Annotated in this window: 19 protein-coding genes and 2 pseudogenes; 5 read left to right on the top strand and 16 right to left on the bottom strand. The window is 66.9% G+C overall.

The genetic code is table 11. From position 1 onward, the window contains the following. The 6 genes and pseudogenes from mutM to B3587_RS01855 all read right to left on the bottom strand — a co-directional run bounded on the left by mutM (position 1) and on the right by B3587_RS01855 (position 5,221). Positions 1-945, bottom strand: coding sequence for a bifunctional DNA-formamidopyrimidine glycosylase/DNA-(apurinic or apyrimidinic site) lyase (mutM, locus tag B3587_RS01880; RefSeq protein WP_292726126.1), 945 nt, complete (start codon positions 943-945; stop codon positions 1-3). Positions 946-963: 18 nt separating this feature from the next. Further along, a complete protein-coding gene (gene rnc, locus B3587_RS01875) occupies positions 964-1,650 on the bottom strand; it encodes a ribonuclease III (protein ID WP_228178125.1) in 687 nt (228 codons plus the stop codon). A 13-nt stretch (positions 1,651-1,663) separates the two neighbouring features. After that, complete coding sequence (gene rpmF / locus B3587_RS01870; protein WP_195691641.1) at positions 1,664-1,873, bottom strand: 50S ribosomal protein L32; 210 nt, start codon at positions 1,871-1,873, stop codon at positions 1,664-1,666. 33 nt (positions 1,874-1,906) lie between these two features. Continuing rightward, positions 1,907-2,398 carry a YceD family protein gene (locus tag B3587_RS01865; protein ID WP_228178234.1) on the bottom strand — a complete coding sequence of 164 codons (492 nt, stop codon included), beginning with the start codon at positions 2,396-2,398 and terminating at the stop codon, positions 1,907-1,909. 112 nt (positions 2,399-2,510) lie between these two features. Further along, positions 2,511-3,008 (bottom strand): pantetheine-phosphate adenylyltransferase, encoded by a 498-nt coding sequence (gene coaD, locus B3587_RS01860; RefSeq protein ID WP_228178124.1) that lies wholly within the window; start codon positions 3,006-3,008, stop codon positions 2,511-2,513. Positions 3,009-3,033: 25 nt separating this feature from the next. Then, positions 3,034-5,221: pseudogene (locus tag B3587_RS01855) on the bottom strand (ATP-dependent DNA helicase RecG). A gap of 85 nt (positions 5,222-5,306) precedes the next feature. On the opposite strand from B3587_RS01855, the gene rsmD reads away from it, so the two are divergent. Continuing rightward, on the top strand, positions 5,307-5,912 hold the full coding sequence (rsmD, locus tag B3587_RS01850) for a 16S rRNA (guanine(966)-N(2))-methyltransferase RsmD (RefSeq protein WP_292726121.1): 606 nt from the start codon (positions 5,307-5,309) through the stop codon (positions 5,910-5,912). Here the strand turns inward: rsmD and thiL are convergent. Next, the gene (thiL, locus tag B3587_RS01845; RefSeq protein ID WP_292726119.1) at positions 5,882-6,865 is read right to left on the bottom strand and encodes a thiamine-phosphate kinase; all 984 of its coding nucleotides are present in this window, start codon (positions 6,863-6,865) and stop codon (positions 5,882-5,884) included. The genes rsmD and thiL overlap by 31 nt on opposite strands. Before the next feature lie 33 nt (positions 6,866-6,898). Here thiL and B3587_RS01840 point away from each other — a divergent pair, with 33 nt between their 5' ends. Continuing rightward, positions 6,899-7,402, top strand: coding sequence for a DUF3515 family protein (locus B3587_RS01840; RefSeq protein WP_228178120.1), 504 nt, complete (start codon positions 6,899-6,901; stop codon positions 7,400-7,402). 27 nt (positions 7,403-7,429) lie between these two features. Here the strand turns inward: B3587_RS01840 and B3587_RS01835 are convergent, their stop codons facing one another. The 7 genes from B3587_RS01835 to B3587_RS01805 all read right to left on the bottom strand — a co-directional run bounded on the left by B3587_RS01835 (position 7,430) and on the right by B3587_RS01805 (position 15,068). After that, positions 7,430-8,518 carry a D-alanine--D-alanine ligase family protein gene (locus B3587_RS01835; protein ID WP_228178119.1) on the bottom strand — a complete coding sequence of 363 codons (1,089 nt, stop codon included), beginning with the start codon at positions 8,516-8,518 and terminating at the stop codon, positions 7,430-7,432. Beyond that, the gene (locus tag B3587_RS01830) at positions 8,418-9,554 is read right to left on the bottom strand and encodes an NAD(P)H-dependent glycerol-3-phosphate dehydrogenase (RefSeq protein WP_292726115.1); all 1,137 of its coding nucleotides are present in this window, start codon (positions 9,552-9,554) and stop codon (positions 8,418-8,420) included. Before B3587_RS01830 ends, B3587_RS01835 begins: the two co-directional genes overlap by 101 nt. Beyond that, complete coding sequence (locus B3587_RS01825) at positions 9,544-10,308, bottom strand: lysophospholipid acyltransferase family protein (RefSeq protein WP_292726113.1); 765 nt, start codon at positions 10,306-10,308, stop codon at positions 9,544-9,546. The genes B3587_RS01830 and B3587_RS01825 overlap by 11 nt, the downstream gene beginning before the upstream one ends. Before the next feature lies 1 nt (position 10,309). Next, positions 10,310-11,677 (bottom strand): UDP-N-acetylglucosamine 1-carboxyvinyltransferase, encoded by a 1,368-nt coding sequence (gene murA, locus B3587_RS01820; RefSeq protein ID WP_228178116.1) that lies wholly within the window; start codon positions 11,675-11,677, stop codon positions 10,310-10,312. Between the two features lie 69 nt (positions 11,678-11,746). Further along, positions 11,747-12,343, bottom strand: coding sequence for a 3-isopropylmalate dehydratase small subunit (leuD, locus tag B3587_RS01815; protein ID WP_292726110.1), 597 nt, complete (start codon positions 12,341-12,343; stop codon positions 11,747-11,749). Between the two features lies 1 nt (position 12,344). Next, positions 12,345-13,829: a 3-isopropylmalate dehydratase large subunit gene (gene leuC / locus B3587_RS01810; protein ID WP_292726108.1), complete on the bottom strand. Its 1,485-nt coding sequence runs from the start codon at positions 13,827-13,829 to the stop codon at positions 12,345-12,347. A gap of 135 nt (positions 13,830-13,964) precedes the next feature. Continuing rightward, positions 13,965-15,068, bottom strand: a complete 1,104-nt coding sequence (locus B3587_RS01805; protein WP_292726106.1) for a TerC family protein — start codon at positions 15,066-15,068, stop codon at positions 13,965-13,967. A 637-nt stretch (positions 15,069-15,705) separates the two neighbouring features. Between B3587_RS01805 and B3587_RS01800 the strand changes: the two genes are divergently transcribed. The 3 genes from B3587_RS01800 (at position 15,706) to B3587_RS01790 (ending at position 17,837) form a co-directional block, all read left to right on the top strand. After that, complete coding sequence (locus B3587_RS01800) at positions 15,706-16,263, top strand: RNA polymerase sigma factor (protein WP_292726104.1); 558 nt, start codon at positions 15,706-15,708, stop codon at positions 16,261-16,263. Next, positions 16,260-17,393, top strand: coding sequence for a DUF4349 domain-containing protein (locus B3587_RS01795; protein WP_292726102.1), 1,134 nt, complete (start codon positions 16,260-16,262; stop codon positions 17,391-17,393). Before B3587_RS01800 ends, B3587_RS01795 begins: the two co-directional genes overlap by 4 nt. A 69-nt stretch (positions 17,394-17,462) precedes the next feature. Continuing rightward, positions 17,463-17,837 (top strand): hypothetical protein, encoded by a 375-nt coding sequence (locus tag B3587_RS01790; RefSeq protein WP_292726100.1) that lies wholly within the window; start codon positions 17,463-17,465, stop codon positions 17,835-17,837. Here the strand turns inward: B3587_RS01790 and B3587_RS01785 are convergent. Together B3587_RS01785 and B3587_RS01780 are read right to left on the bottom strand one after the other, a co-directional pair. After that, the gene (locus B3587_RS01785; protein WP_292726098.1) at positions 17,834-18,232 is read right to left on the bottom strand and encodes a hypothetical protein; all 399 of its coding nucleotides are present in this window, start codon (positions 18,230-18,232) and stop codon (positions 17,834-17,836) included. The genes B3587_RS01790 and B3587_RS01785 overlap by 4 nt on opposite strands. Before the next feature lie 32 nt (positions 18,233-18,264). Further along, positions 18,265-18,961, bottom strand: a pseudogene (locus tag B3587_RS01780) (transposase). Positions 18,962-19,119 lie beyond the last annotated feature (158 nt).

Below are 19,119 nucleotides of genomic sequence, written 5' to 3'. Positions count from 1 at the left end.
TTAGGGAAGGCCCGCGGAAACCGAGGCCTTCGTGCGGGGCGGACGTTGGCAGTGCGGACAGAAGTGGGAGGAGCGGTTCGTGAACGATACCTTCACGATGGGGGCACCACACCGTGCGCACGGCTGGCCGGTGCGTCCGTACGCATTCAGGGAGTGCGCGAAGTATCCGGCCTGCCCGTTCACGTTGACGTACTGGGCGTCAAAGCTCGTTCCGCCCTCGGCGAGAGCCTTCTCGAGCACGGCCTGCACCTCGGCGATGAGGCGATGGACGGCCCGCGTGGTCAGGTGCGAGGCTGAAGTATCGGGGTGGATCCGCGCCGCCCACAGCGACTCGTCGGCGTAGATGTTCCCGATGCCCGACACCACGGTTTGGTCCAGAAGCACGCGCTTGATGGCAGACGCCTTGTGCTCCAGAGTGCGGCGAAAGGCCCGAACGTCGAATCCTGGATCCAGGGGATCGCGCGCAATGTGCGCGACCTGAGCCGGGACGAGGGCGTCGTCAGTGCCGTATCCGCCAGCGAGTCCATCTCGCGTGCCCTGAAGTGGGTCGATCGCGAGCGAGCCGAACGTGCGCTGATCGGCGAAGACGACGGCAAGGTCGCCGTGATTCGGATGCCGAATGTCGAGCCGCACGCGCTCGTGCCGCTCCGGAGGCGCCCCGGAAGGGCGCAGCAGCATCTGTCCGCTCATACCGAGGTGAGCGACAAGGGCCTCCGTCGGCGGTGCGCCGGGATCACGGGGCGCCAGCGGAATCCACAGGAACTTCCCCCGTCTCGCCGGACCCTCCAGGGTGCGGCCGAGGAGACGTGTCTCGAAGTCTGACGCTCCCGGGGGATGCCGCGTCAGTGCGCGATCATCGGAGACGGTTGCCGCCTCGATCACGGCACCCGTGACAGCCGGCGCGAGACCAGCGCGGACAACCTCGACCTCGGGAAGCTCAGGCATCGTGCTCAGGCCCCGATGTCAGCTACGCGAGGTGAGGTCGCGCCAGGCCCGGAGGGCAGCGGCCATTTCGGCGTGCTTCTTGCTGGTGCCGACACCCTCGGCTCGGTGGTCGCCGACGACCACGACAGCGGTGAAGCGGCGGTCATGATCGGGCCCGGTCGATGAGACCTCGTACGCCGGCGGAGCGACGCTGCGACGGGCGGCAAGCTCTTGCAATGCGGTCTTCGGGTCGACTGCGGCGCCGTACCGGTCGGGGTCGGACAGCAGTGGCTCAATGAGCCGTAGAACCAGGTCGGATGCCGCATCCGGCCCCGCCGACAGATAGGTGGCCCCGAACACTGCTTCCATGGTGTCGGCCAGGATCGAGTCCTTCTCCCGGCCTCCGGTCTGTTCCTCGCCGCGCCCGAGCTTGACATAGGCGCCGAGATCGATGCCCCGGGCAACCTCTGCCAGCGCGACGGTCGACACGACGGCAGCGCGGCGCTTGGCAAGCGCACCCTCGTCGAGCTCGGGATGCGCGCGGAACAGCCGCACCGTAACTGCCTGGCCGAGTACTGAGTCACCGAGGAACTCAAGTCGCTCGTTGTGAGGAACTCCGCCGTTCTCGTACGCCCAGGACCTGTGGGTCAGTGCCAGCGCGAGAAGCTCGGGGTCAATGTCGACCCCGAGCTTCTGCGCGAGTTCAGCGGACTCGCGAGTCGTCACGTCGCTACGACGCTCAGACGTCGGCGACCTTGCGGCCCTTGTACTCCAGGAACAGCTCGGTGCCCTGCGAGTCGGTGACGACCTTCGCCTGGTGCGGGCGGCTGTAGACGGTCTTACCGTTCTCAACGGTCTTGACGAGGGTGGGCGCGTCGGCCTTCCACTGCGCACGGCGCGAGCGGGTGTTCGAACGCGAGACCTTGCGCTTCGGGGGGTTACCAGCCATTGTTCAGCTCATCTCTTTCTTCTCGGCAGCCACTCACGCGCGTGCGTCGTGGTCGCCGTGGTCTGTGGTGTCGTCCTGGGTGCTGTAGCCCTGGAGCGCCGCCCACCGGGGATCGATGGGTTCGCTCGCGGGCGAACCGGTGCTCTCGGTCAGTCGCTCACCCGTGACCGGATCAAGGCCGGGGCAATCCGGCTGACACACCGGCTGAAATGGAAGCGACAGGACTACCGCATCCCTGACCAGAGTTTCAAGATCCACGTGGTCGTCTTGAACCTCGAAGTCAGTTTCTTCCTGCCCAGGATACGCGAAAAGCTCCTGGAACGCGACGCGGACGCTCTCGGCGACCTCCCCCAGACACCGTCCACACACCCCGGTGTACTCGGTGTCGACCTCGCCGGTGGCGAGAATCCCCTCGTGGACGCTCTCCACACGCACGTCCAGAACGAGCGGCTCGCCCTCCGCGACGGAGACCAACCCTTCGCCCCACTTCTGCGGGGCCGGTATCTCCAGAGAGAACTCCCGCATTTCGCCGGGACGGTGCGTGATGTCGCGGACGGGGACGACGAACGGTCCGGAGTGCTGCCTACTCACGGGGGTCCATGCTACCCGCGTGGGAGAGAGCAGTCTCGGTGCCGGGTCAGAGGTCGTGGCCGCCGGTGTGCAGGAATCGAGCTACCGCGGGCGGGACATAGGCCGATACGTCGCCGCCGAGGGCTGCCACCTGCCGCACCAGTGAGCTCGACACCATCGCGTGCGAGGGATCGGGCAGCAAGAAGACGGTCTCCACGTCCGCGAGGTCACGGTTGACGACCGCCATGGGTACTTCGTAGACGACATCCGCCTGCGAACGGATGCCCTTGACGAGCACGCCGGCGTTGACATCGCGCGCGTAGTCGACGAGCAGGCCGACGCTCCAGGAGGCAACGACAACGCTGCCCTCGATGTCTGCCTCAGCGATGGACTGCTCCAGCAGAGACAGCCGCTGCGCAATCGGAAGCATCGCTTCTTTGCCGGGGTTGTGTACGACGACCACGTGCAACTGGTCGTACAGTCTCGCCGCGCGACGGATGACGTCGAGGTGACCCCGCGTCGGCGGATCGAAGGAACCCGGAACCACGGCGATCCGACTGTTCATGCCTTCAGCCTATCGGGGGTCAGCATCAGTTCTTGGCGAGAGCCGCCCCGCTCCTGTTGGCCGACCCGCCGCTCGATCTCATCCGAGAGCGGTCGGTGAGACAGCAGCGCCGGATCGCTGGCCAGGATGTCTTCAGCTGCTGACCGAGCGCGGGCGATGAGATCGGCATCCGTCACGACGCGCAGCAGGCGCAGCGACGATCTGGCGCCGGACTGCGCTGCACCCAGCACGTCACCCTCGCCGCGCAGTTCGAGATCGACTTCGGCGAGGGCGAATCCATCGAGGGTCGCCGCCACGGCCTCCACGCGCGCACGCCCCGACGTGCCTACCTCGCTCTCGGTCACGAGCAGACACAGCCCCGGCACGGAACCGCGGCCGACGCGGCCACGCAGCTGATGCAGCTGAGACACGCCGAATCGGTCGGCCTCGAGAATCACCATCGTCGAGGCGTTCGGAACGTCCACGCCCACCTCGACGACAGTTGTTGCCACGAGCACATCGATACTCCCCGCCGCGAAGGCCTGCATGACGGCATCCTTCTGCTCTGCGGGCATCTTGCCGTGGAGGATCTCAACCGAGAGCTTCTCGAATGCCGGATGCCGCGACAGCAGTTCGGCGACCTGCACCACGCCCCAGCGCGTCTTACGCGAGGACTCCTCTGCCGCGGCTGTGGCAGACTCGGCTGCCGGAACCTCGGCTACCTCGTCTGCTGCCGGCTTGCCGGATGCGGCGGCATCGATCGACGGGCACACGACGAAGGCCTGGCGCCCCTGGGCCACCTCCTCGGCCACGCGCTCCCACACGCGCGCGAACCACGCGGGGCGGTCGGCGACCGGCGCGACGAACGATTCGATACCGGCTCGTCCCGCGGGCATCGACCGAATCGTGGAGACGTCGAGGTCACCGAAGACGGTCATCGCAACCGTTCGAGGAATCGGCGTGGCGGTGAGCACGAGAGCGTGCGGGGTGGTCCCCTTTGCCCGCAGCGCCTCACGCTGGTCCACACCGAACCGGTGCTGCTCGTCAACGACGACCAGCCCGAGGTCGGCAAAGGTCGTCGCGTCGCTCAGGAGCGCGTGCGTGCCCACGACGATGCGCGACTGCCCGGATGCCACGCGCAGCGCCGCACGACGCCGCTCGGCCGCCGTCAACTGACCGGTCAGCAGTGTCGGCATGAGCTCGACCGCCAGGTCGGGGCCGAGCATCCGAGCGATCGAGCGCAGATGCTGAGAAGCGAGCACCTCGGTCGGAGCGATGAGCGCGGACTGGCCGCCGCTCTGAGCCACCTGCAGCATCGCGCGCAGCGCCACGAGCGTCTTGCCCGACCCGACCTCACCCTGAACGAGCCGATTCATCGGCCACTCGCCGACCAGATCCCGGGCGATCTGGTCACCGACAGTGATCTGATCCGGAGTTCGATTGAAGGGCAACGAGGCGTCGAACCGATCGAGGAGTGCGCCGGGCTCACGCGGGGTCGCCGACATCGCGCGCACGAACTGTCGCTGCTGCAGCAGGGCCGTCTGCAACACCAGCGCCTCATGCCAGCGCAAGGTCTGCCGCGCGGGCTCAACCTGGTCGGGAAAGTCCGGGCGATGGATGCGCTCGAACGCCATGCGATACGACAGCAGACCATGCGCCCGCCGCAGATCCTCGGGCAGCGGCTCCGGCAGATCGTCGAGGCCGTCGAGGACCATCCCGACGAACTTCGCGATCTGCCAGCTGGCCAGCGACGCGGTGGCCGGGTAGATCGGTACGGGAAGGTTAGCGGTGGCTTCTGCCGTCGCCCTCGCTCGGTCTTCGTCGTCGAACAGCTCATAGTCCGGGTGCGCGAGCTGCAACGAACGGCGGTACTCGCCCACCTTGCCGGCGAACACCCCGCGCCTGCCGGGGACCAGCTCTCTCATCCGCCACGCCTGGTTGAAGAACGTCAGGGTGAGTTCCCCGTTGCCGTCGCTGATCACCACCTCGAGCAGAGAACCCCGGCGATTCTGCATCCGTCGCTCGGACGCCCTGCGGACTTCGGCGACGATCGTGACCGGTTCGCCGATCGGCAGAGACGCGATGGGTGTGAGCTCTCCGCGGCGCGCGTAACGGCGTGGGTAGTGCTCGAGCAGGTCACCCACCGTGCGCATCGCAAACGCACGCTCGAGTGCCTTGGCCGTTTTGCCGCCGAGCGCGCCGTCCAGTCGCGACGACAGCGTGAGAGCGACCATGCACCTGAGTTTAGGCAGAGCCTCCGACGCGCGAAGACCGGGTGAGCGCCCGCGGCGGCGCTGTACCGGTTTGTACAGTGGACGCGTGACACGGATCATCGCCGGGGCCGCCGGCTCCCTGAGCCTCGAGGTTCCGGAAAGCGGCACGCGACCGACCAGCGACCGGGTCCGCGAATCGGTCTTCGGCTCGCTCGACGCGTCAGGGGCCATCGCCGGCGCCCGGGTACTCGACCTCTACGCCGGGTCGGGGGCGCTGGGGCTGGAAGCGCTCAGCCGCGGCGCGGCATCCGTCGACCTCGTCGAGAAGTCGCCGCGGGCAGCGAGCGTCATCGAACGCAACGCGGGGCGCGTGCGGCACGCTGTCGGCGGCGCGTACCGCGTGCATCGAACCGCAGCGGATGCCTACCTCGCCGCCCCGCACGAACCGTACGAGCTCGTCTTCATCGATCCCCCGTACGACCTCGGTGAGGACGACCTCGCCCAAACCCTGCGGCTTCTCGTCCCCTCGCTCGCGCCGGATGCGATCGTCGTGGCCGAGCGTGCCGCACGATCGCCCGAACCCGCTCTTCCGGCCGGACTCACGCTCGCGCGTCACCGCCGGTACGGTGACACCGCGATCTGGTGGCTCCGGTGCGCACCCAGCGTCGCTGACGCCGACGATCACCCGCGCGACGAATCCCAGTCACGATAGGGATCCCACCCACCGCTGCCCTCGAAGGGTGCCCCGTCGACCAGGACCGGCGTCTCTCCGTGCTCGCGGACCACCCCGATGATTTGGAAGGCGTCGGGCACAGCATCCGTCGCCGGGAACGTCGCGAGCAGGCCGTGGTCCTCACCGCCGGAGAGCGCGTCGTCGGGGTGAGGCCCGAGCGCGTCGCGACGCAGATCGAGGGTGACACCGGATGCCGCGGCCATGCGCCCGGCGTCGAGGACGAGGCCGTCCGACAGATCCATCATTGCCGTGGCGCCGGCGAGGGCTGCCCGCACCCCGTCGGTGATGCCCGGCGCGGGCCGCAGTTGCGCGTCGAGTTCCCGAGCCTCGTCGGCTGTCAGATCCGCCCGGTCCACGGGGACCGGGTTGCCGGCGGCATCCCGGAAGCGGTCGAAAAGCAGGCGCAAGCCGCGAGCGGCATCCCCGAGACGCCCCGTGGCAGCGACGACGTCTCCAGGCCGAGCCCCTGACCGGCGCACCGCGGGGCGACCTTCGAGGGTGCCCAGCGCGGTCACCGCGACGGTGAGGACATCCGATACCGTCAGGTCGCCGCCCTCCACGACGCAACCGGGTGCGAGGGCTTCACACCCGGCACGAAGCCCGCGGGCAAGGTCGACGACAAAGGAGAGGCGGGTGGCATCGGGCATTGCGAGGGCGACGAGGAGCGATGTCGGGCGCGCACCCATCGCGGCGATATCGGCGAGGTTGACGGCTGCCGCTTTCCATCCGAGGTCGAACCCACTCGACCAGGCGAGGCGGAAGTCCGGACCATGCACGAGAGTGTCGACCGTCGCGACCACGCGACCATCGGATGCCGTCAGCACTGCCGCGTCATCACCCGGCCCCACCTCGGCCGCCGAAGGCCCCAGCTCCCGCAGGATTGCTGACAGTATCTCGCCCTCGGAGAGCTCACCAACCCAGGGATCCTGCATCGTCCCACGCTACCGCGGCGGTAGATTGGACCAATGCCTCTTGCCCGTCGCACCATCGCCGTGATGGTGATGTGCGCGACGAGCATGGTCGCCCTCGCGGCGTGCAGCACGACGGTCTCGCTGCAACCGGCGCCCGACGCGAACAACCCGCGCTGTGCTGAGGTGACGGTACGGTTCCCGCAGACCCTCGACGGTTTCGAGCGTCGCTGGACGGATGCCCAGGCGACTGGCGCGTGGGGAGAGCAGGGCGGCGGCAGCAACATCATCGTCGCCTGCGGCGTTGATGTTCCCGGTCCGACGACCCTTCCGTGCTCGACCCTCAGCGGTGTCGACTGGATCGTCGACGACACCGACGCGCCCTACTACCGGATCACCTCGTTCGGCACCGATCCCGCGGTGCAGGTCTACCTCGACAGCGACACAGTCTCGAGCGCCGAGGTCCTCGACACACTCGGGAACATCATCGTCGACACGCTCCCCGTGAACGGTCTGCAGTGCACTGACCAGGTCAGCGGCTCCTCATCCGCCGAGGGCTGACTCCGCGCCGGCTTCGATGCGTGGCGGTCAGGTGCGCGCGAGGGCGGTGTCCAGAAGGTCGCTGATCAACTCGGTGTAGGTCATCCCCGAGGCGATCCAACACTTCGGGAACATCGAGATCGGCGTGAAGCCGGGCATCGTGTTCAGCTCGTTGACGTAGATCCCCGCGGGAGTGAGGAAGAAGTCCACGCGCGCGAGTCCTCGCCCGCCAACGGCTTCGAAGGCACGGACTGCCGCCGCCTGCAGCGCCGCAACCTCGTCTTCTGTAAGCGCGGCGGGGCACACGACCTCGGCACCGTCGCCGCCGAGGTACTTGCCTTCGAAGTCATAGAACTCGCGCGTTGTCAGCACGATCTCGCCCGGCAACGATGCACGTGCAGGTGCCGCCCCCGGCGACTCAAGCACGGCGACCTCGATCTCGCGCCCGACGATGGCGGTCTCCACGAGCGCTTTGTCATCTTCGGCGAGCGCGAGCTCGACAGCGGCGTCGAACTCATCCCAATCGTGCACCTTCGAGACACCGACGCTGGATCCGGCCCGAGAGGGCTTGACGAAGTTCGGAACGCCGAGAGCGCGCGCAGCCGCTCGCGCAGCATCCGGATCCGCCGCCCAAGAATCGCGTGTGATCGTCACCCAGGGCGCGACGGTCACCCCGGATGCCTGCAGCACGATCTTCATGAAGTGCTTGTCCATGCATAGCGCCGAATCCAACACACCGCCTCCCGCGTACGGGATGCCGAGGGTGTCGAGAAAACCTTGAACGGTGCCGTCCTCGCCGTGGACTCCGTGGAGGATCGGCAGCACAACCTCGAGTGAACCGAGCGTGTCGACGCTCCCGTCAGCGTGGCGTACGCGGAGCACGCGGTCGGCACCGCCTTCGGGCCAGAGCACGCGCGTGCCGTTGTCGCTCACCTCGGGAAGGTGCGCAGCGTCGAGCGCGAACTTGTCGGGGTCGTCCTCTTCGAGGACGAAGATGCCGTCGCGGGTGATGCCGACCGGAATGACCCGGAAACGCTCACGGTCGAGTGCCCGCAGCACCCCTCCCGCCGTGACGGAGCTGATCGAGTGCTCGCTGGAGCGACCGCCAAACAGCACCGCCACCGTCGCCTGTGCCATTCTGCGTCCTCTCGCCCTGGGGTTCGTCGTCATCCGTTGTGAGGTGCGGCGCGATATCGCGGGGATTCATCGTGCCGTCCAGAACCATCTTCACCTGCTCAACGATCGGCATGTCGATGCCGGCCTCGGCGGCAAGCGCCAAGACGGGGGCAACAGACGCAAGACCTTCGGCGGTCTGCTCCATCTGCTTCACCACATCCTGGAAGCTGTAGCCCTGGCCGAGAAGACGGCCGGCTGTGTTGTTTCGGCTGAGCGGTGACTGGCACGTCGCGATCAGGTCACCAAGCCCCGCGAGTCCCTGCAGGGTAGCGGGGTGGGCGCCCTGTGCGACAGCGAAGTCTGTCATTTCGACAAGGCCGCGCGTGATGATCGACGCCTTCGTGTTCTCGCCGTAACCGACGCCGTCGACGATGCCGATCGCGACGGCGATCAGGTTCTTGAGCACGCCGCCGAATTCTGTACCGACGACGTCAGTGTTCACGAACGTCCGGAAATACGAGTTGCGGGCTCGCCGGGCGACGGCATCCGCTGTCTCCTGGCTGCTGGATGCGATGACCGCCGCGGTCGGCTGTTCTTTCGCGATCTCCAGTGCCAGGTTAGGCCCGGATGCGACAGCGATGAGGTCAGGATCGCACCGCAGCTCCTGCTCGAGCACCTGACTCATCCGCAGACCGGTCTTGCGCTCGACGCCCTTCATCAGCGACACGACCGGAACACCGGCATCGGCGATGAGCGGACGGATCGTCTTCAGGTTCTGCCGAAGGGCCTGGCTCGGCACTGACAGGTAGATCTGCTCGGCCCCCGCCAGAGCCTCCTCCAGACGGGAGGTCGCGGTCATGTGCCGAGGAAGGTTTATGCCCGGCAGGTAGTGGCTGTTGCGCTTGGCTTCGGTGATTTCAGCGGCAAGCTCGGGGCGCCGAGCCCACATCGTCACACGGGCACCACCGTCGGCGAGCACCTTGCCGAAGGTCGTGCCCCAACTGCCGGCACCGACCACGGTCACCCGGGGACGGGCGGCATCCTCTTTACGACTCAAGACGCCCGGTCTCCTTCTGCCCGTGGGATGCCGGATCCCAGCGTTCCGCTGGAGGGGTCTCGCCGCGCAGCACGCCCTCGAGACGTGCGATCTCGGCCATCAGCAGATCGGTGGCCGCGACAAGGGCGGATGCCTCGCGCGTCCGCCCCGCGAAAGCCGAGAGATCCAGCGGGTCGCCCACCAGCACGCGTACACGCTTGCGCAGCGGCCACAGGCTGAGCTTGCCGTAGCGCGGCAGGATGCGCTGCACACCCCAGTGCGCCACAGGGACCAGCGGGATGCCGCCCTCGAGCGCCAGGCGCACGGCTCCGGTCTTTCCCCGCATGGGCCACAGGTACGGGTCGCGCGTGAGGCTGCCCTCGGGGTAGACGATCACGCCGCGACCTGCCTCCACCAAATGCTCCGCCTGCGCCATGGTCTGCTTGGCAGAGCCGGCAGACGATGCGCGCGCTACCGGGATCATGCCTGTGGCACGAAGGATCGCGCCCAGGACAGGGACCCGGAACAGGCTCTCCTTGGCCATGAAGCGAGGCGCCCGTCCCATCCCCCACACGGCGCGCGCAACGATGATCGGATCGAACTCGCTCATGTGGTTGGGCGCGAGCACGAATGCTCCTTCGCGGGGCAGCTTGTGGCCATCGGTGATGTCGACACGCGCCAGGATTCCCAGCAGCGGCACGACAATGGCTGCCAACGGCCAGAAGAGGCTGGGCCGCGTCTTCTCCGAGGAGGCTCGCGGTTTGGGGTCGCCCATGTCAGCCGACGATATCGAAATCTGCGCCGAGCGCCGAAAGCTTCGTGAAGAGCTTCTCGTAGCCGCGGCTCAGAATCCCGACGCCACGGACGGTGGATTCCCCGTCGGCGGTGAGCGCCGCAATGAGGTGGCTGTACCCGCCGCGCAGGTCGGGCACGACGACGTCAGCCCCGTGCAGCGGCGTAGGACCGGTCACGACGGCTGCCTGCTCGAGAGCGCGCCGCGGAACGCGACGGTACGGCGCGTCCAGGCCATCGCGGTGCACGGCGATGCTGGCTCCCATCTTGTTCAGGGCGTCAGTGAAACCGAACCGGTTCTCGTAAACCGTCTCGTGCACGACTGACTCGCCTTCGGCCTGCGTGAGCGCGACGATGAGCGGCTGCTGCCAATCGGTCATGAACCCGGGGTGCACGTCGGTCTCGACGATGACCGGCTTGAGGGGTCCGCCGCGGCGGAACTGGATGCCGTCCTCGCGCACGTCGAACCAGCCACCGGCCTTGCGGTAGATGTTCAAGAAGGTGAGCATCTCCTGCTGCTTCGCGCCCTCGACGAAGATGTCACCATCGGTCGCCAGTGCGGCGGACGCCCACGACGCGGCTTCGTTGCGGTCGAAGATGCAGCGGTGGTCGTACCCTGTGAGCTCGTCGACGCCCTCGATGAGGATGACGCGGTTGGGCTCGTAAGAGATGATCGCGCCCATCTTCTGCAGCACAGCGATCAGATCCATGATCTCGGGCTCGATAGCCGCGCCCCGAAGCTCGGTCACACCGGCGGCACGCACGGCGGTCAGCAGCACCTGCTCGGTGGCTCCGACGCTCGGGTAGGGCAGTTCGATGTTCGCGCCGTGGAGCCCCTCGGGCGCCGAGAGCCGGATGCCGGTCGGCAGCTTCTCGACGACCGCTCCGAACTGACGAAGTGCATCCAGGTGGAAGTTGATCGGGCGGTCGCCGATTCGGCACCCGCCGAGGTCGGGGATGAACGCTTCACCGAGCAGGTGCAGGAGCGGACCGCAGAAGAGGATCGGAATGCGGGAAGCACCGGCGTGGGCGTCGATCTCTTCCATGTGGGCCGACACGGCATCCGTCGGATCGAGCACGAGCGAGCCCGGTTCTGCTCCGTCGCTGACCTTGACCCCGTGAACTTCGAGCAGCGAACGGACGACCCGGACATCGCTGATCTGCGGCACATCGCGCAGGGTGCTGGGAGAGTCGCCGAGCAGCGATGCCACCATCGCCTTGGTCGCGAGATTCTTCGCGCCAGTGACGGTGACCCGTCCCCGGAGCGGACGTCCGCCGCGCACCAGCAGCACCTCGCCGGTCGGTTCGGTAGCTGCCGCCTGCGCGGCGTCGTCGCTCAGAAGCGTCTTCATCCGGGGTGAACCTCACTTGTATCTCGGCATCGCTGGACCGATCGGGTCTGCTGATGCCTCGGTAGTCGGCTACGGAACGGGGAGGGTTCGCGGCCGCCAGGATGCGCGGCGCGACTCGAACTGGGTGATCGCTTCTTCGTTTCGCAGTGTGAGCCCGATGTCGTCGAGCCCCTCCAGGAGCCGCCATCTAGTGTAATCGTCGATCTCGAAAGCGACCTGAAGGTCGCCGATCGTCGCGCTGCGCGCCTCGAGGTCCACCGTCATCTGGACACCGGGCTCGGCGTCGATCGCGGCCCAGATCGCCTCGAGGTCGCTCTCGCTGATGACACCGGTGAGCAGGCCCTGCTTGCCCGAATTGCCGCGGAAGATGTCGGCGAATTTGGGACTGAGGACAACCCGGAAACCGAAGTCGCGGAGCGCCCAGACCGCGTGCTCACGACTGGATCCGGTACCGAAGTCGGGACCGGCGACAAGGATCGAAGCGTTCGCGAAGGTCGGCTGGTTCAGGATGAATTCGGGATCCTGACGCCAGTTTGCGAACAACGCGTCCTCGAAGCCGGTCTTCGTGACGCGCTTCAGGTAGACGGCGGGGATGATCTGGTCGGTGTCGACTGCCGAGCGCTTCAGGGGCGCAACGACACCGGTGTGAGTTGTGAACTTGTCCATGTCAGGCCTCCGCTCCGCTGGCAGTAACCGTTTCGCTGACCGCAAGCGGCTCGAGATCGCTCGGGCTCGACAGCGTCCCCCGTACAGCGGTGGCTGCGGCAACGAGGGGCGAGACCAGGTGAGTGCGCCCACCCTTGCCCTGGCGACCCTCGAAGTTTCGGTTGGAGGTCGACGCGCACCGCTCACCGGGCGCCAGCTGGTCGGGGTTCATGCCCAGGCACATCGAGCACCCCGCGAAGCGCCACTCGGCGCCGAAGTCGGTGAAGACCTTGTCGAGACCCTCAGCCTCGGCCTCGAGTCGTACCCGAGCCGATCCCGGAACGACCATGACCCTGACATTCTCGGCCTTTGTGCGCCCCTGGATGATCGATGCGAAGGCGCGAAGGTCTTCGATGCGGCTGTTGGTGCACGAACCCATGAACACGGCATCCACCGGGACCTCCTTCAGAGGCGTCCCGGGGACCAGGTCCATGTATTCGATGGCACGCTCGGCCGCGGCACGCTCGTTGGGGTCGGTGAACGACTCGGGCGAGGGTACGCGGTCACTGAGCGACACGCCCTGACCGGGGTTGGTCCCCCAGGTGACGAAGGGCTCGAGCTCGTTAGCGTCGATGAAGACCTCGGCGTCGTAGACGGCGCCCTCGTCGCTGGGCAGCGTTCGCCAGTACGCGACGGCATCCTCCCAGTCCTGGCCCTTCGGCGCGTGGGGACGCCCCTCGAGGTAGGCGAAGGTGGTCTCATCCGGGGCGACCATGCCCGCGCGGGCACCGGCCTCGATCGACATGTTGCAGATCGTCATCCGTCCCTCCATGGAGAGGGACCGAATCGCAGAGCCGCGGTACTCGAGGACGTACCCCTGGCCCCCGTTGGTGCCGATCTTCGCGATGACCGCCAGGATGATGTCCTTGGCCGTCACACCGGGCTTGAGCTCCCCCTCGACGGTGATCGCCATCGTCTTGAAGGGCTTCAGAGGCAGCGTCTGGGTAGCGAGAACGTGCTCGACCTCGCTCGTGCCGATGCCGAACGCCATCGCGCCGAACGCGCCATGGGTCGAGGTGTGCGAGTCGCCGCAGACGACGGTGATGCCGGGCATCGTCAGGCCGAGCTGAGGGCCGACAACATGGACGATGCCCTGCTCTTTGTCGCCAAGCGAGTGCAGGCGAACGCCGAACTCCTCGGCGTTGCGGCGCAGCGTCTCGATCTGGGTCCGACTGGTGAGATCCGCGATCGGCTTGTCGATATCGAGCGTCGGGGTGTTGTGGTCTTCGGTGGCGATCGTCAGGTCGAGGCGTCGCACCGGGCGACCCTCGGCGCGAAGCCCGTCGAAGGCCTGCGGACTCGTGACCTCGTGCACCAGGTGCAGGTCGATGTAGATGAGGTCGGGCTGACCGTTCTCGCCCTTCACGACCAGGTGGTCGTCCCAGACCTTTTCGGCCAGGGTGCGGGGGTGATCGGGAATGCCGACATCGACGGTGGATTCGCTCATGAGCTCTTTCGTTCCAGGAGGTGTGGTTCAAGCCCGCGACGAAACTCCGCGACGGGGATGGCCTGAGAACTAGGACCCGTCGCGGCCGCTAAGAAGGAGGCGAGCGATCCGCATTCGCTCAGAATACCACCGGTATCAGGGACGCTCGTTGGGGCGATCGGCTGGCGCGGACGGGTCGACCGTCGAAGGTGTGCCCTTCTCGTGCGCGACGGCGGATGCCGCATCCGCCGCGCCGGCAGCGTGTGCCTGAGCCTCAGCTCGACGCTCGCGCGAAGACGCCAGGAGGCTTGCCGCGGTGGCCACAACCATCGAAATCACGATCACGCCGAGTGACATGAGCGTCGAGATCTCGGGGGCCCAGTCGATCGGCTCTCCCCCATTGATGAATGGCAGCTCGTTGACGTGCATGGCGTGGAGGAACAGCTTCACCCCGATGAAGGCGAGGATGAAGGCGATGCCGTAGTGCAGGTAGCGGAGGCGGTCGAGCAGATCGCCGAGCAAGAAGTAGAGCTGGCGCAGGCCCATGAGGGCGAAGATGTTCGCGGTGAACACGATGAAGGCACTCTGGGTGATGCCGAAGATCGCGGGGATCGAGTCGATCGCGAAGATGAGGTCGGTCACGCCGATCGCGACGAACACGATGATCATCGGTGTGAACATCCGCTTCCCGTCGACCGTCGTGCGGATCTTCGCGCCGTCATAATGGTCGCTGATGTCGACGGTGCGCCGCACCAAACGCACGACGAAGTTCTCCTTCTTCACGTCTTCGTCGTGGTCGGCGCCGGGGAATGCCTGTCGATACGCGGTCCAGACCAGGAACGCGCCGAAGATGTAGAAGACCCAGCTGAAATTCTCGATGATGGCGGCGCCGGCGAGGATGAACAGTCCCCGCAGGATGAGGGCGATGATGATGCCCACCATCAGCACTTCCTGCTGGTAGCGGCGCGGCACCGCGAACTGGCCCATGATGAGCACGAAGACGAACAGGTTGTCGATCGACAGGCTGTATTCGGTGAGCCAACCAGCAACGAACTGACCGGCGTACTCGCCACCGGCTATCAGCCACATCCCCCCAGCGAAGATCAGAGCGAGGGTCACGTAGAAGACCACCCAGAGCGTCGATTCACGCGTCGAGGGAATGTGGGGGCGCTTGAGGATGATGAGGAGGTCGGCGAGCAGGATCAGCGTCAGAACGACGAGCGATCCGATCTCGAACCAGAGCGGGAGGGTGAGATCCACGAGGGCCTTTCACGGCAGGCGGGCAGGTGCAGGGATCGAAAGTCTCTCCCCCGCCAGGTGACGGTGCGCGCCCGGGGCCGTCGGCCCGTGATGACGAACGCGCAAGAACGGGATACTCCCTCTCGCTCCCCCAGACTACCCGCCGGACGTCACGAGCGCCGACTCATAGGCGAGGATCACGAGCTGGGCGTCGCCGACGTGAACCGGGGGTCGACGATGCTTCCCACCGATCCGAGCAGGGCCAGCAGGACGATAGGCACCGTCACGCATGCCCCGTCAGTGAACCCCCGACGTCTGCTGCCGCGCACCGCGATATGAAACGCCGCGGCAGCCACCGCGATCGCGATTCCCGGCGAGAGCGTTTCCGGCCAGCGCCGCAGCGCCGAAACCCGCCAGCAGCACCAGCACAACGGCTAGCGGGCATCGGCGACGCCACGGCAGAAGCCCGATCTGCTCGTGCCGAACCCCTCGACGGGCGACGGGGCGAACACCAACGCTGCGACGATGAGCCCGAGGACCGAGCACCGCTCCTGTGGTTTCTCGATGTCGACGCCGTGAGACGAATCGCCGGATGCCGACACTGACGGGGTGAGAGACAATGAGGCGCGCCGACTCGCGGTGCGATACAGGGGAACCGATGACCGATTCAGTGACCACGGGCGATGCCGAACTCGTCGCCCGAGCCGCAGGCGGCAGCGAGCAAGCCTTCCGACTGTTGTATCGCGCCTACGTTCGGCCGGTGTACTGGATCGCGCACCGGCTCCTGGGCGATCCCTCAGACGCCGAGGACGTCGTGCAGGAAACCTTCGTCGTCGCCTGGCGCAAGCTCCCGGAGCTCGACCTGGCGTCAGACTCGCTGCTGCCGTGGCTGGCAACGATCTGCCGCTTCCAGTCGGCGAACCGGATGCGCGCACAGTGGAGGGATCGTGAGCACGCCGGCGCGGTGGCAGATGAGGCCCTCCCGGCGACGGTGGATGTCGAGCAGCAGATGATCGACGAGGAATACCTTCGCCTGATCGCCGCCGAGATCGCGACCCTCTCTGACACCGACCGTGAGATCCTGCGCCTGTGCGCGGCCGAAGGCTACGCCTACAGCGCCGCAGCTGAGCATCTCGGAATCCCGCACGGCGCTGTCCGCAACCGTCTCTCCCGCGTCCGCAGGCGTCTGCGGACCGTCGCCCAGGAGAGCACATGAACACCGAGAACCCCCAGCGTCCCGCCGCAGACCAGCTTCCTCTCATGAATGACGACCGCATCGCAATCCTGGAAGACCGCGTCTTCACCGCTATCGAAAGCGAGCGCGCGGCATCCGTTCGACGCTCTGTGGCTCAGGGCCGAGTGTGGATGGCGGGTGCGGCTGCAGCTGCCGTGGTGGCCGTCGCCGCCATCATCGCGCCGACCGTTCTCAGCGGGCTGAGCACGAATGAGGGCGCAGCAGCGGGCACCGTGTCCGCAGACATGTCCGTGGACGGCGGCATGTCGGGAGGTGAGATCGCACTCACGGACGGAGCGGTCGTCGACAGTTCCGTCGGTGGGAAGGCGATGGATTCGGCCATCGGCGAATCCGGTCGTTCGATCATCGCCTCCTCATCAGCCACCGTTGTGGTCGACGACGTTCGTGCCGCTGCTGACCAGATCGCGACCGCAGCCGATAGGCGCGGCGGGTACGTCGAGTCGATGAGTATCGGGTCCGATTACACGGGAGCGCCCGTCGATCTGGCCGACCCGGGCGTCGCCGTGACGAACGGGTGGATCATCGTGCGGGTTCCCGCCGATGACCTCGCCGACGCGATGGGCGACCTGGAGCAGGTCGGCGAGGTCACGGCATCCTCCATTGACCGGTTCGATGTCACCGACCAAGTGGTTGACTTGCAGGCACGGGCGGATGCCGCGCAGGCATCCGTCGACCGCCTGCTCGAGCTCATGGCGCAGGCAGGATCGGTTTCGGACCTCATCGCTGCGGAGTCCGCGCTTGCCGAGCGACAGGCAACGCTCGAGTCCTACCAGCAGCAGCTGGAAAGCCTCGAAGACCAGGTCGCGATGTCGTCGCTGAGCGTCTCATTCACTGTCCGCCACGAGGCGGCCGACGCAAACCCCGCCGGCTTCTGGGACGGCCTCGTGGCCGGCTGGAACGGCCTGGTCGCAACGCTCAACGGCATCGTCGTGGCGCTCGGGTTCCTCATCCCCTGGATTGCGGTGCTCGCGGTGATCGGCGGCGTCGTCTGGGGTGTGGTGGTGCTGGTACGCCGGCGGCGCGCCCCTCCGCGCAGGAGTGAGCTCGGGGCGGTCGCCAGCACGCAGCGCTCGGGACAGACCCCCAGGTAGCGCGTCAACGAGCGGCGTCGAGTGCGAATGCGGTAGCTCGCACCGCGTCGCTCGCAGATGAGGGAGCCATTGCCAAGAACCGGTTCACTCGCCGTCGCCCGCATCCAGATCTACGCTCGGCACCGCCGCCTCTACGACAACCGCCGCACCCAGGTCGGCGCCTGGGCACTGGAGCCCACGGCAGCCGAAACGTTGCGCCGCGAGCACAACCTGCAGCTCACCACGGCCGAGGCCGCGCGGTGGCTGGCAGACTACGAAGCGGCGTTTGGCGCGGCCTACGCACGGCGCGGCTACCTCGGCCCGCGGACCGTGCCCGCATACCGGCGACTGCAAGAGGACGCAGCAGGAACAGCAGGTCCACCGCCGCATCGCGCTCAACACTGGAGCACCGGGACAGCCCCGCAGCATCCTTGGACGCATCGGCCGGGCGATCCAGCGGCCTAGCCCGCCGTCTCCGCCCCTCCGTCAAGATCCACCTGGTCGGGAGCCGCCCGATGTCGGGCTCGGAGACGGTCCCGCCGATCTCCTCTGCGATGAGCGCACCGCATTCCCCTGTACTCGTCGACCTTCGGCTTGACGAATCGCTGGTAGGCGAGGGTTCCGACCACACCCGCGGCGATCAATCCCAGCGCAACGACGGGGTTGATCGAGTCGCCCCCTTCGCCGTCTTCGCCGTCTTCGCCGTCCTCGTCATCAAGGTCACGAATGATCGCTTGCGTGTCGAGGCTGGAGTCCCCTTCCGATCGTAGAAGAGGACTCTTGTCTCCGGGAGCGCCCATACGCGATTGCGAGTAGTCGGTGCCCTTGGGACGACCCACGAGCTTCTTCTCCCAGATCATGCCGTCGTCGGCTTAGAGGTCGCGCCGGTAGGTCATGGTTTTTGGGTGGGTCGGTTGTCCCAGCGGTAGCGGGTCCAGGCTTCTCGGATGAGGCGTCTTGTGGTGATGATCGTGGTGGCGAGGGCGATGAACGCGTCGATCACGCGGGCTCGGACCTCGGTGCAGATCTGGAGTTTCCGGAACCCGCGTGTATGCCAGCAGTTCGTTCTCTCTACGATCCATCGGGTTCCCGGCCTGGAGCGGCTCGCCCTTCTTGCTGATGACATAGTCGCAGCCGAGGACATCGAGCAGGTCGCGGGTTTTGCTGGAGTCGTAGCCGGCATCCAGGTGCACGGTGATCCGTTCGGGGAGGTCGAACTCGAACCGGTCGAGCTTCTCCAGCGTCGGCGCCAGCAGTGGTGAGTCATGACAGTTCGCGCCAGCGACCACGCAGCCGATCGGGATTCCGTTCCCGTCGACGAGGACCGAGCGTTTCGTGCCCTGTTTGCCGCGATCCACCGGTGAACGGCCCGCGGCCTCGCCACCGCACGGAGCCTTGACGATGCACCCGTCCACGGCCTTGACGTACGCGGCGCCGAGCACGAGCACCTGCACGAGCTTGTCGAACACGACCCGGTCCGGCACGCGAGGCCGGTGACAGCCCAGCGGATGCTCATCCAAGACCGGCGGGATGAGTGCTTCGAACTGGTGCCCGATCGGTTCAATGATCGATGATGAAACGGCGGGCACGAGGCGTCCTGGAAACCAGCGAGTTCTTCACACAACCGTGACCAACAGGTCTCGTGCCCGCGTCACCTCAACGCCACGCCGTCACCTACCGGCGCGACCTCTTAGTCCACCACCATGCCCGAATCCTATCGATCGCAGTTCGTGACGCGGGGGTCGTC

Origin of the sequence: Microbacterium sp. UBA837 (assembly GCF_002296025.1) — a bacterium.
Lineage (GTDB): Bacteria > Actinomycetota > Actinomycetes > Actinomycetales > Microbacteriaceae > Microbacterium.
The sequence above is the reverse complement of the archived record's forward strand: the minus strand, read 5'-3'. Positions and strand labels throughout refer to the sequence as shown.

Bases quoted from the DNA above. Each gene is read 5' to 3' on its own strand.
- leuD (WP_292726110.1), bottom strand. From the start codon at position 12,343: ATGGACAAGTTCACAACTCACACCGGTGTCGTTGCGCCCCTGAAGCGC.
- thiL (WP_292726119.1), bottom strand. From the start codon at position 6,865: ATGCAGGATCCCTGGGTTGGTGAGCTCTCCGAGGGCGAGATACTGTCA.
- B3587_RS01825 (WP_292726113.1), bottom strand. From the start codon at position 10,308: ATGGGCGACCCCAAACCGCGAGCCTCCTCGGAGAAGACGCGGCCCAGC.
- murA (WP_228178116.1), bottom strand. From the start codon at position 11,677: ATGAAGACGCTTCTGAGCGACGACGCCGCGCAGGCGGCAGCTACCGAA.
- B3587_RS01795 (WP_292726102.1), top strand. From the start codon at position 16,260: ATGAACACCGAGAACCCCCAGCGTCCCGCCGCAGACCAGCTTCCTCTC.
- B3587_RS01785 (WP_292726098.1), bottom strand. From the start codon at position 18,232: ATGATCTGGGAGAAGAAGCTCGTGGGTCGTCCCAAGGGCACCGACTAC.
- B3587_RS01840 (WP_228178120.1), top strand. From the start codon at position 6,899: ATGCCTCTTGCCCGTCGCACCATCGCCGTGATGGTGATGTGCGCGACG.
- coaD (WP_228178124.1), bottom strand. From the start codon at position 3,008: ATGAACAGTCGGATCGCCGTGGTTCCGGGTTCCTTCGATCCGCCGACG.
- leuC (WP_292726108.1), bottom strand. From the start codon at position 13,829: ATGAGCGAATCCACCGTCGATGTCGGCATTCCCGATCACCCCCGCACC.
- mutM (WP_292726126.1), bottom strand. From the start codon at position 945: ATGCCTGAGCTTCCCGAGGTCGAGGTTGTCCGCGCTGGTCTCGCGCCG.
- rpmF (WP_195691641.1), bottom strand. From the start codon at position 1,873: ATGGCTGGTAACCCCCCGAAGCGCAAGGTCTCGCGTTCGAACACCCGC.
- B3587_RS01835 (WP_228178119.1), bottom strand. From the start codon at position 8,518: ATGGCACAGGCGACGGTGGCGGTGCTGTTTGGCGGTCGCTCCAGCGAG.
- B3587_RS01800 (WP_292726104.1), top strand. From the start codon at position 15,706: ATGACCGATTCAGTGACCACGGGCGATGCCGAACTCGTCGCCCGAGCC.
- B3587_RS01865 (WP_228178234.1), bottom strand. From the start codon at position 2,398: ATGCGGGAGTTCTCTCTGGAGATACCGGCCCCGCAGAAGTGGGGCGAA.